15 protein-coding genes are annotated in these 16779 nt (G+C 70.3%); 9 read left to right on the forward strand and 6 right to left on the reverse strand.

Translation table 11 applies throughout. The features are described from left to right. Positions 1 to 17: 17 nt before the first annotated feature. Both BN1193_RS05925 and BN1193_RS05930 read right to left on the reverse strand, forming a co-directional pair. Positions 18 to 1601 (reverse strand): sensor histidine kinase, encoded by a 1584-nt coding sequence (locus BN1193_RS05925; RefSeq protein ID WP_230206428.1) that lies wholly within the window; start codon positions 1599 to 1601, stop codon positions 18 to 20. Beyond that, a complete protein-coding gene (locus BN1193_RS05930; RefSeq protein WP_040164847.1) occupies positions 1598 to 2332 on the reverse strand; it encodes a response regulator transcription factor in 735 nt (244 codons plus the stop codon). The genes BN1193_RS05925 and BN1193_RS05930 overlap by 4 nt, the downstream gene beginning before the upstream one ends. Before the next feature lie 197 nt (positions 2333 to 2529). On the opposite strand from BN1193_RS05930, the gene BN1193_RS05935 reads away from it, so the two are divergent. From BN1193_RS05935 to BN1193_RS05955, 3 genes are all read left to right on the forward strand, one after another. Continuing rightward, on the forward strand, positions 2530 to 4014 hold the full coding sequence (locus tag BN1193_RS05935) for an ABC transporter permease (protein WP_040164849.1): 1485 nt from the start codon (positions 2530 to 2532) through the stop codon (positions 4012 to 4014). 15 nt (positions 4015 to 4029) lie between these two features. Further along, complete coding sequence (locus tag BN1193_RS05940) at positions 4030 to 4755, forward strand: ABC transporter ATP-binding protein (RefSeq protein ID WP_230206429.1); 726 nt, start codon at positions 4030 to 4032, stop codon at positions 4753 to 4755. Positions 4756 to 5044: 289 nt separating this feature from the next. Then, positions 5045 to 6052: a CorA family divalent cation transporter gene (locus BN1193_RS05955; protein WP_052460491.1), complete on the forward strand. Its 1008-nt coding sequence runs from the start codon at positions 5045 to 5047 to the stop codon at positions 6050 to 6052. On the opposite strand, the gene BN1193_RS05960 is transcribed toward BN1193_RS05955, so the two are convergent. The 3 genes from BN1193_RS05960 to BN1193_RS18410 all read right to left on the reverse strand — a co-directional run bounded on the left by BN1193_RS05960 (position 6037) and on the right by BN1193_RS18410 (position 8222). Beyond that, a complete protein-coding gene (locus BN1193_RS05960) occupies positions 6037 to 6438 on the reverse strand; it encodes a VOC family protein (RefSeq protein ID WP_052460492.1) in 402 nt (133 codons plus the stop codon). The two genes, BN1193_RS05955 and BN1193_RS05960, sit on opposite strands and share 16 nt — an antisense overlap. Before the next feature lie 72 nt (positions 6439 to 6510). Then, positions 6511 to 7959, reverse strand: a complete 1449-nt coding sequence (gndA, locus tag BN1193_RS05965; RefSeq protein ID WP_040164851.1) for an NADP-dependent phosphogluconate dehydrogenase — start codon at positions 7957 to 7959, stop codon at positions 6511 to 6513. A 140-nt stretch (positions 7960 to 8099) separates the two neighbouring features. Continuing rightward, the gene (locus BN1193_RS18410) at positions 8100 to 8222 is read right to left on the reverse strand and encodes a hypothetical protein (protein ID WP_268259554.1); all 123 of its coding nucleotides are present in this window, start codon (positions 8220 to 8222) and stop codon (positions 8100 to 8102) included. Between the two features lie 216 nt (positions 8223 to 8438). Between BN1193_RS18410 and BN1193_RS05970 the strand changes: the two genes are divergently transcribed. Together BN1193_RS05970 and pth are read left to right on the forward strand one after the other, a co-directional pair. Further along, positions 8439 to 9059, forward strand: coding sequence for a 50S ribosomal protein L25/general stress protein Ctc (locus BN1193_RS05970; RefSeq protein WP_040164854.1), 621 nt, complete (start codon positions 8439 to 8441; stop codon positions 9057 to 9059). Between the two features lie 78 nt (positions 9060 to 9137). Continuing rightward, on the forward strand, positions 9138 to 9722 hold the full coding sequence (gene pth, locus BN1193_RS05975) for an aminoacyl-tRNA hydrolase (RefSeq protein ID WP_040164856.1): 585 nt from the start codon (positions 9138 to 9140) through the stop codon (positions 9720 to 9722). Positions 9723 to 9738: 16 nt separating this feature from the next. On the opposite strand, the gene BN1193_RS18010 is transcribed toward pth, so the two are convergent. Continuing rightward, positions 9739 to 10545 (reverse strand): hypothetical protein, encoded by an 807-nt coding sequence (locus BN1193_RS18010; RefSeq protein ID WP_154670780.1) that lies wholly within the window; start codon positions 10543 to 10545, stop codon positions 9739 to 9741. Between the two features lie 50 nt (positions 10546 to 10595). On the opposite strand from BN1193_RS18010, the gene mfd reads away from it, so the two are divergent. The 4 genes from mfd to BN1193_RS06005 all read left to right on the forward strand — a co-directional run bounded on the left by mfd (position 10596) and on the right by BN1193_RS06005 (position 16771). Beyond that, a complete protein-coding gene (mfd, locus tag BN1193_RS05990) occupies positions 10596 to 14159 on the forward strand; it encodes a transcription-repair coupling factor (RefSeq protein ID WP_195907815.1) in 3564 nt (1187 codons plus the stop codon). Between the two features lie 39 nt (positions 14160 to 14198). Continuing rightward, positions 14199 to 14843, forward strand: coding sequence for a gamma carbonic anhydrase family protein (locus BN1193_RS05995; protein WP_040164858.1), 645 nt, complete (start codon positions 14199 to 14201; stop codon positions 14841 to 14843). Between the two features lie 126 nt (positions 14844 to 14969). After that, entirely contained in the window at positions 14970 to 16133 is a 1164-nt protein-coding gene (locus BN1193_RS06000; protein WP_040164860.1) for a Na+/H+ antiporter NhaA, read from the forward strand. Beyond that, positions 16130 to 16771: a MazG family protein gene (locus BN1193_RS06005; protein ID WP_040164862.1), complete on the forward strand. Its 642-nt coding sequence runs from the start codon at positions 16130 to 16132 to the stop codon at positions 16769 to 16771. The genes BN1193_RS06000 and BN1193_RS06005 overlap by 4 nt, the downstream gene beginning before the upstream one ends. The last annotated feature ends 8 nt before the right edge of the window (positions 16772 to 16779 follow it).

Consider the following 16779-nt stretch of genomic DNA (forward strand, 5'->3'; position numbering starts at 1 on the left):
CCGCACATCGTTCGATTCTACGCGGCCGAGGCGTGCTGGTCCGCGGGCGGCGGGGCCACGGCGGTGCCGGTGACCGGTGCGAGCGGTACGCGCAGTGTGAACGTCGTGTCTCCGGGCACGCTCTGCACCGTCAGGGACCCGCCGTGCGCGGACGCGATGGCCTCCGCGATGGACAGCCCGAGTCCGGTGCCGCCGGTCTTGCGCGCGCGGGAACGGTCGGCGCGCGCGAAGCGTTCGAACAGTTCGTCCTGCACGGACGGATCGATGCCCGGACCGTCGTCGTGCACGGCCACTTCGGCGAAGCGCCCGGCGGTGGTCAGCCGTGCGGTGACGTGCGTTCCGGCCGGAGTGTGGGTGCGGGCGTTGGCGAGGAGGTTCGTGACCACCTGCTGCAGGCGCCCGGTGTCGCCGGTGACCATGACCGAGTCCCCCGTGACATCCACTTCCCAGTGATGGTCGTGGCCGGCCACACGGGCGTCGGAGACGGCGTCGATCAGCAGGGGGGTGAGGTCCACGTCGCCGAGGACGATCTCCTGACCCTCGTCCAGCCGCGCCAGCAGCAGCAGATCCTCGACGAGGCTGGTCATCCGCACGGACTGCGCCTGGATGCGCTCGAGCGCGCTGGCGGTCGTGTCGGGATTGTCCGGAGCCCGCAGGGACAGCTCCGAGTAGCCGCGGATGGAAGCCAGGGGCGTCCGCAGTTCGTGGCTGGCGTCCGCGACGAACCGGCGCATGAGCTCCTCGTTGCGCACGCGGGCCTGCAACGACGCGTCGACGTGGTCGAGCATCGTGTTCAGTGCGGCGCCGACGCGACCGATCTCGGAGTGCTGGTCGATGGCGTGGTCCGCGACGCGATCGGTGATGGACACCTGTCCCTGGTCCAGCTTCAGACTCGCGACGTGCTCGGCGGTGGTCACCACTTCACGCAGTGGTCGCAGCCCGGACCGGATCACCCACACGGTGGCCACACCGAGCAGCAGGAGACCCGCGACCGTGACGATCGCAACGGCCCACAGCGGCTTGATGATGGCGGCGTCCACCGTGCTCACCGGGAGGCCGATGTAGCCGACCACAGTGGGTCCCTGCCCCATCGCCGCGATGCGGTAGGTGCCGAGGTCCCGGATCTGGATGTCCAGCGTGGCGCTCTGCATCTTCTCCTGGGGCAGCTGGCGCAGCGCGTCATCCAATGCCGTCTGGATGTCGGCCGAGGGAACGGCCTTCACACCGTCGTCCGTGATGACCGCGCCGGGGAGAGAGGTGTCGGTCGTGCTCGTGGCGGTGGGCAGAATCAGCAGGCCCTGCGCCGACACGTGCAGCGCGCTCAGCACCTCGGACGGGTCGGTCAGGCCCCGGATGCGCAGCGCCTCGACGGCGTTGCCGTTGCGGATCGCTTCGCCCTGCACCTGATCGCTCAGCTGCTCGTTCAGCGTCCCGCGCAGGGCCACGGTCATGGCCACCGCGACCAGGACGAGCAGCACCGACACGATGCCGAGGATCGTGACGAGCAGGCGCGTCTGCAGCGTCCATCGTGAACGGCGACGCGGGGAGACCTCTCCCGCCGGGGCGGCGGAAGTCTCCGCGGCGACGGGAGCATCGGTCACTGGGGTGCCTTGATCATGTACCCCACACCGCGCACGGTGTGGATCAGCGGCTCGACCTGGCCGGCGTCGATCTTCTTGCGCAGGTACGAGATGTAGAGCTCGACGACGGAGGACCGGCCGCCGAAGTCGTAGTTCCACACGCGGTCGAGGATCTGCGCTTTGGACACCACCCGGCGCTGGTTGCGCATGAGGAAGCGGAGGAGTTCGAATTCGGTCGCGGTCAGCTCGATCTCGACACCGTTGCGCTCGACCTCGTGGCTGTCCTCGTTGAGGCTGAGGTCCGCGACTCGGAGGATCGGCTCCTCCTCGGCGGACAGTGCGGTGCCGGAGCGACGCATCAGGGCACGCAGACGCGCGACGACCTCCTCCAGGCTGAACGGCTTGGTGACGTAGTCATCCCCACCCGCGGTGAGCCCGGCGACGCGATCGCCGACGGCGTCTTTGGCGGTGAGGAAGAGCACCGGCACGTCGTTGCCCGCCTGCCGCAGTCGCTGCAGGACGGCCATGCCGTCGAGGTCCGGCATCATGATGTCGAGCACCATGGCGTCCGGGGTGAAATCACGGGCGAGAGTCAGGGCTTCGAAGCCGGACGCGGCAGCCTTGACGTCCCAACCCTCCATGCGCAGAGCCATGGAGAGCAGGTCGGTGAGCATCTGTTCGTCGTCGACGACGGCGACGCGGACCGGAGACCCGTCAGGGCGGGTCAGTGCGGGGGAGGGGGTGTGTGCCATGACCCCATTGTGATCCGCGCGCTATGCGATTCCTATGGCATAGCTTATGGGCTTCCTGTGAGCCGGTGTGGAGACGTCTGCGTGCGAAAGTTCGGACGCCTGCGGACACAGCCGTTTGATACCTGAACCAAGGCTGTGCCATCGACTCGGTGCCTAGCTTCGGGGCAAGCGTCGATGAGGGACGCGAGAGGAGCGAGATGTATTTCACATATCTGCGCCGCGAGCTGAGCGGGCGCAAGAAGCAGACGATCATCGTCGCGGTCGGGCTCGCGATCGCGATCGCCCTCGTCATGGTCGTCAATTCGCTTTCCGCAGGCGTCGGTGTCGCCCAGGCGCAGACGCTGCAGTCGGTGTACGGGGTCGGGACCGACCTGACGGTCACGGGTCAGGCGGCGAAGCCGACCGATGGTGATCAGGGTCAGCGCTTCGATTTCGGATCCGGCGCGGGCACCACCAAGGACGGCACCACGAACGTGAGTGCGGCGCGACTGACGACGGACCGCATGCGCGGGACGCTCGACGCCACCACGGTGTCCACGGTCGCGGCCACCGCGGGCGTCTCCTCGGCGACCGGAACGCTGAGTCTGACTGACTCCACCTTCTCCGGCCAGCTGCCCGACCGGGCACGCGGCACCGACGGCTCAAACTCCGGCGGGTCCTCCGGCGGCGGCACCGCGCCCCAGGGCGATGCGGCGGCTCCGGGCGGTTCGGCACCTCAGGGGGGCTCGGACGGCGCCGGCGGGTCGAGCTTCGGCATCACCGCGTTCTCCGTGATGGGTCTGGACCCCGCGGTCAGCGATGTCGGTCCGATGACCGCCGTCACGCTGACCGACGGGCGACTGCTCACCGCGGCGGACGCGGGGAAGGACGTCGCCGTCGTGGACGCAACCTACGCGGCATCCAACGACCTGAGCCTGAACGGGACCATCTCCGTGGCCGGCACCGATATGACCATCGTCGGCGTCGTGTCCTCGGCATCCTCGAGCGCCGAGACCGCGGCCAGCGTCTACATCCCGCTCGACGTCGCGCAGAAGCTCTCCAGCTCCGGCGATGTGGTCTCCACGGTGTACGTGAAGGCGGCGTCCTCCGGCCAGATCGCCACGGTGCAGACGGCACTGGAGAAGGCGCTGCCGGACGCCACGGTGAGCGCGCAGTCCCAGCTCGCCGCATCCGTGTCCGGATCGCTGAACAGCGCGACCGCGTTGATCACCAACCTCGGACTGTGGCTGTCGATCATCGTGCTGGCCGTCGCACTGCTGCTGGCCGTCCTGCTCACGATCGGCGGCGTCACTCGACGCACCCGAGAGTTCGGCACGCTCAAAGCCATCGGCTGGTCCAATGGCCGCGTGGTCTCGCAGGTTGCCGGCGAGTCGCTCGTGCAGGGTCTGCTGGGCGGTGTGATCGGCATCGTGATCGGGCTCGGGGCGATCCTGGCGATCAACATCATCTCGCCGACGATCTCCGCCTCCGGTGACCGAGGAGCGGGCCCAGGGGGTGGCTTCGGCGGTCGGAATCCGATCGCCGCGGCGACGAGCGCGATCACGCTGTCCGCACCGGTGACGGTCTGGGTGATTCTCGCCGCCGTGGGTCTCGCGGTGCTCGGCGGCCTGGTGGCCGGCGCCTTCGGCGGCTGGCGCGCCGCCCGCCTCAGCCCGGCCGAAGCGCTCCGCGCCGTCAACTGATTCGAGGAGAAGAACATGAGCATCACCGAGACCGTGCCCGACACGCTCGCGCCGAACCTGCCGGAGCCGATGTTCCGCCTGCTCGGGGTGAGTCGGACCTACCGGCAGAAGGGGCGTGAGATCCGGGCGCTGCAGCCGACCGATCTGGAGATCGGCGCCGGCGAATTCGTCGCCATCCAGGGACCCACCGGCGGGGGGAAATCGACGCTGCTGCAGCTGCTGGGAGCGCTGGATCGACCGACGACCGGGCAGATCCACCTCGCCGGTGCTGAGATCGCCGGCGCGAGCTCACGGCGCCTCACCGAGATCCGCGCGCACGAGATCGGGTTCGTGTTCCAGGGATTCAACCTGATCCCGACCCTGACCGCCCTGGAGAACGTGGAGATGGCGCTGGAACCCCAGCCGCTGCCGGCACCGGAGCGCACCCGGCGGGCCCGGGAAGCACTCGAGCATGTCGGGCTCGCGGACCGGGCCGACCATCTGCCGAGCGAGCTGTCCGGCGGTCAGCAGCAGCGTGTGGCGATCGCGCGGGCCATCGTGTCGTCGCCGCGCGTGCTGCTGGCCGACGAGCCGACCGGCAATCTCGATGAGGGGATGCGCGACGAGATCCTCGATCTGCTGCAGCGTCTGCACGCCGAGGGACTGACGCTGGTCGTCGTCACGCACGATTCCGCGGTCGCTCGCCGCGCCACCCGTCGCCTGCGGCTGCAGGACGGGGTGGTCCGGGACACCACGCACTGAGGCCCGGGAACGGCCCGCCCGGCGGCCCGGGGCCCGGGGCGCCGGGGGGGGGGGGCGCCGCCCCCGCCGCCCGGCGTGGGGCGGCGGGGGGGCGGCGGGCGGCGCGGGGGGCGGGCGGCGGGCGGCGGGGGGGGGGGCGCCCGCCCCCCCCCCCGCGCCCGGCGCGGGGGGGGGGGGGGGGCCGGCCCCCCCCGGCGGGGGGGCGGGGACGCGCCCGCCGGCGCCCCCGGTGGCGGGCGCGGGGGCGGGCCGTTCCCGTCCGCGGCGCCGCGATGTCTAGGGTGGCGGCATGACCGAGATCCGGGTGCTGGCCGACGGGCGCTTCGAACAGGCGGACGATTACGCGGTGGCGTTGAGCGCCGCCGCGTCCGGCAACGGGGTGGCGTGGTTCGACGCGCTGTTGGACGATGACCGCAGCATCTCCGAGATCGGGCAGGCGCTCGGGTGGCGCACCGCCCTCGGGGACATCCTGCGCCACACGCGCAAGCGTGCGCGAATGGAACGAACCGGCGGGCAGACCGTCGTCGTGATGCTGCCGGCGCGCTACCGCGATGATCAGCAGAGTGTGGAGCTGTCCAGTCTCGGCGTCGTCGTCTCCGCGGACGCGATCGTGACTCTGCGCGGAGACGCGTGGGTCGATCTGTCGCGAACGACGGAGGTTCTCCAGCTCCATCCGTCGGCCCAGGGCAGTTCCATCGGGGTGCTGTGGGCGATCTGCTCCAGCGTGCTGGATGCCTACGCGCCGGTCATCACGGGCGTGGAGGAGAACGTCGACCAGATCGTCGAGCAGCTGTTCGAACAGGACGACGTCACGGATGTCTCGCGTCGGATCTTCACCCTGCAGCGGGAACTCATCCGGCTGCAGCACGCCACCGAGCCGGTCGCGCAGATGCTGGATCAGCTCGCCGATGACGTGGCACCGGACGTGGGAGAGGCGCTCGTGGCGCGCTTCCGGGCGAGCGCGGACGCCGCCGAGCATGTCCAGCGTCGCGTGCAGGGTCTTCGCGACGCGCTGGATAACGCGCTCACCGTCCACTCGACCCTCGTCGGAGAGCGCAGCAACCTCGAGGTCCAGCGCATGACGGAGATCTCGATCAAGCAGAACGATCAGGTGAAGAAGATCTCCTCCTGGGCCGCCATCGGGTTCGCCCCGTCGCTGATCGCCGGGATCTACGGCATGAACTTCCACCTGATGCCCGAGCTGTCCTGGCAGTGGGGGTACCCGTACGCCATCGCCCTCATGGTGGCCGTCTCCGGCGGGCTGTACTGGGTCTTCCGCCGTCACGACTGGCTCTGAGCGCCCTCCGGACGCACTCGCCAGCCGGACCAGTCCGCGGCGTCGATGACGCAGAACCGGTTGCCCTCCGGGTCCTCGAGGATGACGTAGTCCGCGTCGTCCGGACGGCCGGGCCACGCCACCGTGCGGGCACCGAGGGACACCAGCCGCGCCACCTCTGCGGGCTGGTCGGTCGCGTACAGGTCCAGGTGGATGCGCGGCGGCAGCACGCGCTCGGAGCGCATCACGTCCAGCGACACGTTCGGCCCGCGCCCGGCCGGGTCAGTGAGCACGACGAAGTCGTCTTCGACCGGCTCGCGCGGGACGTATCCCAGCGCTCCGGACCAGAACGCGAGCTGCCGGGCGAGGTCCGTCACGCGGATGACGATGGAGCCGATGAGCAGCATGAGCCCACGGTACGGCGCGGCCCACGAACGCGGAAGGCCCGGACGCTCGTGCGTCCGGGCCTTCCGGAGGGGTCAGTGGGTGTCTTCGGCCTCGACCTCGGAGCGGTCACCGGACCACAGCGTGTGGAACGAGCCGGGCTTGTCGATGCGGCGGTACGTGTGCGCACCGAAGAAGTCGCGCTGACCCTGGATCAGGGCGGCGGGCAGACGCTCGGCGCGCAGGCCGTCGTAGTAAGCCAGCGACGAGGAGAACGCGGGAGCCGGAATGCCCGAGGTGGCCGAGTCGACCACCACGCGCCGCCAGGAGCCCTGCGCACGCTCGTGCACCTCGACGAAGTACGGCGCCGTCATCAGGACCGCGAGGTCCGGGTCCACGGCGTAGGCCTCGGTGATGCGGTTCAGGAACTGGGCGCGGATGATGCAGCCGCCCCGCCAGATCTTCGCGATGTCGCCCAGGTTGATGTCCCAGCCGTACTCGGCCGCACCCGCGCGGATCTCGTCGAATCCCTGCGAATAGGCGACGATCTTCGACGCGTACAGCGCCAGGCGCACGTTCTCGATGAAGACGTCGACGTCCTCCACCCGCAGCGGCTCCGCGGACGACGGCAGGTCACCGGACACGTCGCGCTGCTCGCGGTGCGAGGACAGGGAGCGGGCGAAGGTCGCCTCCGCGATTCCGGACACCGGCGTGCCGAGGTTCAGCGCGGTCTGGACGGTCCAAGCGCCGGTGCCCTTCGCACCGGCCTCGTCGACGATGACGTCCACGAGCGGCTTGCCGGTTTCCGCATCGACCTGACGGAGCACCTCGGCGGTGATCTCGATGAGGTAGCTCTCCAGCTCGCCGCGGTTCCACTCGGCGAAAACGTCGGCGATCTCGGCGGGCGTCTTGCCGGTGCCGCGCCGGATGAGGTCGTAGGCCTCCGCGATCAGCTGCATGTCGGCGTACTCGATGCCGTTGTGAACCATCTTGACGAAGTGTCCGGCGCCGTCGTGTCCGACGTGCGTGACGCACGGCTCACCCTCGGCGACCGCAGCGATCGAGCGGAGGATCGGGCCGAGCGTGATCCAGGACTCGTCAGAGCCACCGGGCATCAGCGACGGGCCCTTCAGCGCGCCCTCCTCGCCACCGGACACGCCCATGCCGACGAAGTTCACACCGGTCTCGCGGACGGCCTTTTCGCGACGGATGGTGTCGGTGAACAGGGCGTTGCCCCCGTCCACGATGATGTCGCCCGGCTCGAAGACCTCCAGCAGCGACTCGATGACCGCGTCGGTGGGTGCGCCGGCCTTGACCATGATCACGGCGGTGCGCGGCCGCTGCAGTGCGACGGCGAACTCCTCGTAGGAGAACGCGGGGACGAACTCGGCCTCGGGGTGGGCGGCCAGCAGCTCGTCGGTCTTCGAGCGACTGCGGTTGAACACGGCGACCGTGTTGCCCTCGCGGGAAGCCAGGTTGCGCGCGAGATTGGACCCCATCACGGCGAGTCCGACGACTCCGATGTTGGCGATGGCTTCAGGCATGGCGATACTCCTCGGACGCGCGGGTGTTCTGCTCAGCGTAGCGCGGTGATTCCGGCCTCGGCATCGCGTGACAGAGGTCCCGGGAACAACGACGACGGGGCACGACCGCGCCGCGGTCGTGCCCCGTCGGGAGCGTTCGGTCAGTCCTTGTGGTACGAGGAACGGCCCATCGAGAACAGGGCGCCGAAGGAGGTCACGATGGCGCACAACGTCATCGCTCCGATGATCCAGAGGATGACGTGCGAGGCGAATGCGGCGTCCATGAAGGGGTCCTCCCAAGGGCTGGCGGGTTGCGGGTGGTTCAACGCTACCCGGTCGTCGGGTAGGATGGTGAATCGACCTCGGCGAGGGACGCGTGTCGCGTCCGTGATCGACGCGGTGAAGTGGCCCTTGCGGCACGCCTCACGCGTTGCGGCCGAGTCGACAATCACAGACCACCGCACGTGCTTCACACGTGTGTGCGTACCAAGGAGAACCACATGTCTGAGGACAACAAGGTCGTCGCGGAGCTTCGCGAGAACTTCGGCAAGGGCTACGCCCGTCGCTTGCGCGCCGCCGGCCAGATCCCGGCCGTCATCTACGGTCACGGCACCGACCCGCAGCACGTCGCGCTGCCGGGCCACCAGGTCGGCCTGCTGATCCGCCGCGCCAACGCGCTGCTGAACATCGACATCGCCGGCAAGGCCCAGCTCGCGCTGGTCAAGGACGTGCAGAAGGACCCGGTGCGCCAGATCATCGAGCACATCGACCTCCTCGTCGTGAAGAAGGGCGAGAAGATCCAGGTCGACATCCCGGTGTCGGTCGTCGGTGAGTCCGCTCCCGGTACCCTCGCCAACCTGGACGCGACCACCATCGCGCTCGAGGTCGAGGCCACGCACATCCCGGAGCACATCGAGGTCGACATCGAGGGCCTGGAGGACGGCGCCCGCATCACCGCCGCCGACCTGAAGCTGCCGAAGGGTGCGACCCTCGCGGCCGACCCGGAGACGCTCGTCATCGCCGTCAGCATCCCGACCGAGACCGAAGAGGCTGAGGAGGAGATCGCCGAGGGCGACGCCGAGGTGGCCGAGGAGCAGTCCGAGGAAGCCGCCGCGGAGTAATTCCCGGATTTCCCACGAGGGGGTGCGCACTGCGCGCCCCCTCGTGTCGTATCCGACGAGATCGAGGAGACGGACGACATGGCGCAGACCTGGCTCGTGGTGGGACTGGGAAATCCCGGCCCGCAGTACGCCGCGACGCGGCACAACATCGGTCAGATGGTCATCGACGAGCTCGCTGAGCGCCGCAGGGAGCGCTTCGCCGCGCACAAGGCCGGGGCCCGTGTGGCCGAGACGTGGCTGCGTCCCGGTGCGGACAAACTCATCCTCGCGAAGCCGAATTCGTTCATGAACGTCTCCGGCGGTCCGGTGTCGTCGCTGGCGAAGTTCTACCGCATCGAGCCGGAGCACATCATCGTCGTGCACGACGAACTCGACATCCCGTTCGACACCATCAAGCTCAAGACCGGCGGCGGCCACGGCGGGCACAACGGCATCCGCGATGTGGCCAAGGCGCTGGGGACCCCCGACTTCCCGCGCGTCCGCGTCGGCATCGGTCGGCCGCCCGGACGCCAGGACCCCGCCGACTGGGTGCTGGCACCCTTCGCCGCGTCGCAGCGGGACGCCCTCGGGGTACTCCTCGGTGACGGCGCGGACGCCGTCGAAGCGATCGTCGCGGACGGCCTCACGGCCGCGCAGCAACGCTTTCACGCGCCGCGGGACTGACCTGCGCAGCTCTTTGTCAGGGCGTCGCGAAGCCGATCACGGCGAACAGGACGAGAACGCCGCCGTAGATCGCCGGGCCGAGGATGCTCAGAGCCAGCGCCCATCCACCCCAGCCGCGTCCACGTCGCTGTGCGATCGCGGCGATGCCGAGGATGATCGCGGCGATGCCGCACACGGTCCCGACCCAGAACGCGCTTTCGGCCACGAGCTCCTGCGTCGCCACCGGGGCGAGCCAGCTCAGGTCCGCGGAGGGGTCCTGACCGGTTTTCACGGCCGTGCGCCACGCTGCACCGAGCGGTGCCGCGACGAAGGACGTCACGAGCGGGGCCACCAGCGCCGCGATCAGGCCCAGCCAGAACGCGACACGGCCGAGCGTCTTGGGCCGCTCTGCGAGCGGGTTGACGAGTGCCTGCCCGTACTGTGACTGCACCTGCGGTGCCCAGGGGGAGACGTAGCCCGGGGGCTGCGGGGTCGTCGCCGCGCCCGGGTATCCGTAGCCCGGCTGCAGTGCCACGGGGGACGGCGTGGCGTATGCGCCGGTGCCGTACGCGGGGTTCGGTGTGCTCCCGTACGGCGATCCGATCCCGGCGGGTGGGACCGCGCCGGACGCCGGCATCGTCCCGTACGCCGGAGCGGCGCCGTACGCCGGTGTCGTCCCGTACGCGGGTGTCGTCCCGTACGCGGGCGGTGTCGCACCGTACGACGGAGGTGTGGCGCCGGAGACGGGCGTCGGTGGGGCCGCCGGCGGCTGGGCAGCGGCGTCGGACGGGGCGGCGGCCGGGTGTCCGGATGCCTGCGGCTCGGGTACCTGCGGTGTGCTCACGCGACCATCCTAGGAGGCCGCGTGTCGGTGGGTCCGCGTAGACTCGTTCGGTGACTTCGACCGGCATCGTGCGCGTCCTCCTGAACGATGACTCCTTCGAGTCGCTGCGGGACTCAGCCGTCGCCGACACCACCTTCTCTCTCGTCGACGGGCTCGACGCTCCGGCGCTGGCCGCGCTGATGAACCGTCGCGTCGCCGTGGGTCGCCCGCGCGCGCTGCTGGCGATCACGCCGACCGGACACCGGGCGGATGCACTCGGCGCCGCGCTGCAGGACCTCGTTCCGGACGCCGAGGTCCTCACTTTCCCGGCATGGGAGACCCTGCCGCATGAGCGGCTCAGCCCGAGCGCGGCGACCGTCGGCCAGCGCCTCGAGGTGCTGCGCCGCCTCTACCGGCGCGATGATTCCCGCCCGCTCGTCGTGACGGCGTCGGTCCGCGCCGCGCTGCAGCCGATCGCTCCCGGACTCGGCGCGGTGGAGCCGGTCGACCTCGCCGTCGGCAGCCGCGGCCATGACCTGGACCAGGTCGTCGCCCGGCTCATCGAGCTGGCGTACGCGCGGGTGGACATGGTGTCCCGGCGAGGTGAGTTCGCGGTCCGCGGTGGCATCCTGGACGTCTTCCCGCCCGTGGCCGATCACCCGTACCGCATCGAGTTCTTCGGCGACGAGGTGGACCAGATCCGCGCGTTCGCCGTCGCCGATCAGCGATCACTGCCCGGTGAGGTGGACGGCGTCGCGCTCCTGCCGAGCCGGGAACTGCTGCTCACGGAGGCCGTGCGCGAGCGCGCCGCGGAGCTGGCTCCGCAGTTCCCGGGCATCCGCGCGATGCTGACGAAGATGGCCGAGGGCATCCCGGTGGAGGGGATGGAATCGCTCACCCCGGCCGTCGCCGGTCCGCTGGTCACCCTCATCGACGAACTTCCCGAGGGCGCGGCCGTCGCTCTTCTTGACCCCGCGCGCTCCTCCGCGCGCGCGGTGACGCTCGGTGAGACCAACCGCGAGTTCCTGGAGGCGGCGTGGAGCGCGGCCACCGGCGGTGCGGACGCCCCGGTGGACCTCGGCGCCGGTGACTTCCTCACGGTCGCGGACCTGCGTAGCCGGACACGCGCGCGCGGCGACGTGTGGTGGACGCTCAGCCCGTTCGATCCGGGCGATGCCGAGGATGCCGACGACGTGCGGGTGCCGGCCTCGGCCGTGCCCTCATTCCAGGGCAACGTCGAGGGTGCGACCAGCTACATCGGAGACCTCCTCGGGCGGGGCTGGGCCGTCGTGGTCGCCGCCGCCGGGCAGGGCCTGGTCGAGCGGGCGCGCGACGTGCTGTCCGAGCGCGGATTCGCCGCGCGCATCGTGGACGCGCTGGACACGGTTCCGGAACCGGGCGTCGCGACCGTCGTGCGTGCGTCGCTGGAGAGCGGCTTCCTCGCCGCCGACGCGAAGTTCGCGGTGTTCACGGAGAGCGAGTTCTACGGGCGCACCATCGGTGGATCGCAGGCGGTGAAGAAGCTCGCCTCCCGGCGCAAGAACGTCGTGGACCCGCTGCAGCTGAAGCCCGGCGACCACGTCGTGCACGCCACCCACGGCATCGGCCGGTTCGTCGAGATGACCCAGCGCGAGGTGTCCACCGGTGGGCGGAACGCGCAGAAGAGCCTGCGCGACTACCTGGTGTTGGAGTACGCGCCGTCCAAGCGCGGCTACCCGGGTGACAAGCTCTACGTGCCCACCGATCAGCTCGACCTGCTCAGCCGCTACGTCGGCGGTGAGGCCCCGACGCTGTCGAAGATGGGCGGCAGCGACTGGTCCCAGGCGAAGGGTCGCGCCCGCAAGGCCGTCCGCGACATCGCCGTGGAACTGGTCAAGCTGTACTCCGCGCGCATGGCCGCGAAGGGGCACTCGTTCGGTCCGGACACCCCGTGGCAGCGCGAGCTGGAGGAGGCGTTCCCGTTCGCCGAGACACCGGACCAGCTGCAGACGATCGATGAGATCAAGGCGGACATGGAACGGCCGATCCCGATGGACCGGCTGCTGTCCGGCGACGTCGGTTTCGGCAAGACCGAGGTCGCCGTCCGCGCCGCGTTCAAGGCGATCCAGGACGGCAAGCAGGTCGCCATGCTCGTGCCGACGACCCTGCTGGTCAAACAGCACCTGGAGACGTTCACCGAGCGCTTCGCCGGCTTCCCGGTCAAGGTCAAGCCGCTCTCGCGTTTCCAGACGGACAAGCAGGCCCGCGAGGTCCTGGCCGGGCTCCTGGACGGCACCGTGGACATGGTCATCGGCACGCACCGCATCCTCACCGAGAAGGTGATCTTCAAGGACCTCGGCCTGATGATCATCGACGAGGAGCAGCGCTTCGGCGTCGAGCACAAGGACGCGCTGAAGAAGCTCAAGACGAACGTCGACATCCTCGCGATGAGCGCGACACCGATCCCGCGGACGCTGGAGATGGCCGTCACCGGCATCCGCGAGATGTCCACCCTCGCCACCCCGCCCGAGGACCGGCACCCGATCCTGTCGTTCGTCGGACCGCGCAACGACAAGCAGATCGCCGCCGCGATCCGGCGCGAACTGCTGCGCGAGGGGCAGGTCTTCTTCGTCCACAACCGCGCGCAGTCGATCCAGCGCGTGGCCGCCCAGCTCGCCGAGCTGGTGCCGGAGGCGCGCATCGCCGTCGCCCACGGGCAGATGGGGGAGCACCAGCTGGAGCAGGTCGTCGACGACTTCTGGGAGAAGAAGTTCGACGTCCTCGTCTCGACGACGATCATCGAGACCGGTCTGGACATCTCCAACGCCAACACGATCATCATCGACCGCGCCGACAAGTACGGTCTGTCCCAGCTGCACCAGCTCCGCGGGCGCGTCGGTCGTGGTCGCGAGCGTGCCTACGCGTACTTCGTCTACGACGACGGCAAGCCGCTGTCCGAGACCGCCGCGGACCGGCTGCAGACCATCGCGGTGAACAACGATCTCGGCTCGGGTATGCAGGTCGCGCTGAAGGACCTGGAGCTGCGCGGCGCGGGCAACCTCCTCGGTGCGGAGCAGGCCGGCCACATCGCCGGCGTCGGCTTCGACCTGTACCTGCGGATGATCGGCGAGGCCGTCGCCACCTTCCGCGGCGAAGAGACCGAGGGTCCCACCGAGCTGCGCCTGGAACTGCCGGTGGACGCACGCCTGCCGGAGGACTACATCGACAGCGAGCGGCTGCGGCTGGAGGCGTACCAGAAGCTGTCCGCCGCCACCGCGGTCACCGCGAAGGACGAGACGATCGACCTCGTCATCGAGGAGCTCGTCGACCGCTACGGTGCCCTGCCGCCGGAGGCCGAGGGACTCATCGCGGTCGCCCGCCTGCGCCGCCGCGCCGCGCAGTCCGGGCTCTCCGACGTCGTCGCGATGGGGTCGAACCTGCGCGTCGCGCCAGCGCGTCTGGCGGACTCGCTGAAGGTTCGGATGCAGCGGCTGTACCCGGGCGCGAAGATCGTCGCCGGCGGCGAGGCCCTCGTGGTGCCGTTGCCGAAGGCCGGGGGAGAACCCCTCGAGGACGCCGATCTGATCGCGTGGGTGCAGCAGCTGTTCACCGCGCTGTTCCCGCTCCCGGTGGCGGAGCCTGCGCCGCAGTCCTGAGGGCTGTGCCGGGCGCACGGTGCCCGGTAGCGTGAGCCCATGGAGTACGAACACGACGGACACGTCCCGCACATCCACCCGGACGCGGTGGTCGCACCCAGTGCGATCATCTCCGGCGATGTGACGCTCGGCGCCGGTTGCCGCGTGCTGCACGGCGCGGTCATCACCGCCGAGGGCGGTGCGATCACGATCGGCGAGAACGCGATCATCATGGAGAACGCCGTCATCCGCGCCGTCGCGAGCGCGCCGGTCCACATCGGCGATCACGTGCTGATCGGTCCGGGTGCTTCGGTGAGTGGCGCGACGATCGAGGACGAGGTGTTCCTCGCCACCGGAACGCGCGTGTTCAACGGGGCGCGCATCGGGGCGCGCTCGGAGGTTCGCATCAATGCGGTCGTGCACTTGCGCACGACGCTCCCGGACGACTCCGTCGTCCCGATCGGCTGGGTCGCGATCGGCGATCCCGTCCAGATCCTGCCCCCGCACGAGCACGAGCAGATCGCCGCGGCGCAGCGGGAATTGGATTTCCCGGGGTTCGTGTTCGGCGTGGACCGCACCACGCCAGATCTCATGGTGCAGGTCACCGAGCGGTACGGCCACTCGCTGGCTCGGCACCGCGACGACAAGCCGGTGACCCTGGAGCGGCACGGACGTCGACAGCATCACCACCGTCACGATGTGTGACAGAGCGCACCGTCACGACGTGTGACGCTTCGGTAGACTGCTCTCGGCCCGCTCGGGCCACTGGTGTGTCGGGAAGTCTGGTCGACCGCGGGGCGAAGGGCCTCGTGTCCGTCGACCGAGGACCGCATGAAACTGCTCCGTTCCGCCCGTTTTCCCGCCGTCGTGCTGCTGATCGCCGCGGCGCTGGGGCTCGCCCTGAGCAATGCTCCGTCCGGCGCTGCGCTGGCGGGGTTCTTGGACACGCACCTCGGTCCCCGTGGGACCGCGTTCGACCTGTCGATCCGGCACTGGATCTCGGACGGGCTGCTGGCGGTGTTCTTCCTCACCGCGGCGATCGAGCTCCGGCACGAGTTGACCGTCGGACGTTTGACCCGGCCGCGGGAGGCTCTTGTCCCGGCGATCGCGGCCGTCGGGGGCGTGCTCGTGCCGATCGCGCTGTATCTCCTCGTCGCCGGCGGGACCGAGTACGCCCGCGGCTGGCCGATTCCGACCGCGACGGACATCGCCTTCGCACTCGGCGTGGTCGCCGTGTTCGGCCGTGGTTTGCCGGGGTCCGTCCGGGTGTTCCTGCTGGCCCTCGCGATCCTCGATGACATCGTCGGCATCGTGTTCATCGCCGTGCTGTTCACGACGGATGTGAACGTCGTGGCGCTGATCGTCGCCGTCGTCCTGGTGGTGGGCTTCGGTGTCCTGAGTCGGCTTCGTCCGTCGTCCGCGATGCGCGTGCCGTGGGGTCTGGCGCTCGCCGCGATCGGCCTGGCGACCTGGGCCGCCGTGCTGCAGAGCGGTGTGCACGCCACGATCGCCGGGGTCGCGCTCGGGCTCACGATGGGGCCGCGCGCGGGCGACCGGCTGGCGCACGCGCTGGAGCCGGCCGTGAACGCCGTCGTGCTGCCGCTGTTCGCCTTCGCCGCAGCCGCCGTGGTGATCCCGCAGGTGGCCGCGGACGAACTCACTCCGGCGTTCTGGGGAGTCCTGCTCGCGCTGCCGGTCGGAAAGCTGCTCGGCATCGTCGCGGCCGGCTGGCTCGCGCAACGCCTGCTCGGGACCACGGCGAACGCTCGACTCGCGCTGCCGGACCTCATCGCCGCCGCGCTCCTCGGCGGCATCGGGTTCACGGTGTCGCTGCTGCTCGGTGAACTGGCGTTCGGTGCGGACCACGAGGCCGGCGCCGAGGTGACGATCGCCGTGCTGCTGGCCTCCACGATCGCGATGCTGCTGGGGTCGACCGCGGTAGCCGTGCGCGCCCGCCACTGGCGCAGGGCCGAGGCCGGTAGCGTCGAGACATGAGCGAGACGGAGACGCCGGACGGACTGACCCGTGCGGCCGAGGTGATGCGCGAGGTCCGGGATCGCTGCGTGTGGACGCAGCAGATCACGCATGAGGACCTGATCCCGTACCTGATCGAGGAGAGCCACGAGGTCATCGAGGCGGTCGAGTCCGGCACCCGTGCCGACCTCCGCGAGGAGCTCGGCGACCTGCTCTGGCAGGTGCTGTTCCACGCCGAGATCGCCGCCCGCGAGGACGATCCGTTCACGATCGACGACGTCGCCGGAGACCTCGCGGACAAGATGATCCGCCGCCACCCGCACGTGTTCGCCGGCGAGATCGCACGGACGCCGGAGGAGGTGCTCGTGCACTGGAACGCGGCGAAGGCGGCGGAGAAGCGCACGCGCACGAGCGTGCTGGACGGTGTCGCGATGGGCATGCCCGCGCTCGCCCTCGCTCAGAAGGTCATCGGCAAGGCCGCGAAGGTCGGCGTGACCGCGCCCGCCGCGGCGCCGGCGTCCGAGGCCGAGCTGGGCGACGCGCTGCTGGCCCTCGTGTCCGCCGCCGCCGCGAACGGTTGGGACGCCGAGCGGGCCCTGCGCGCCCGGGTGCGGACGCTCGCCGCGGAGGTCCGGGACGCGGAGTCCGCCACGCGCTGAGCCGGTCG

The organism is Microbacterium gorillae (assembly GCF_000826185.2).
GTDB lineage: Bacteria > Actinomycetota > Actinomycetes > Actinomycetales > Microbacteriaceae > Microbacterium > Microbacterium gorillae.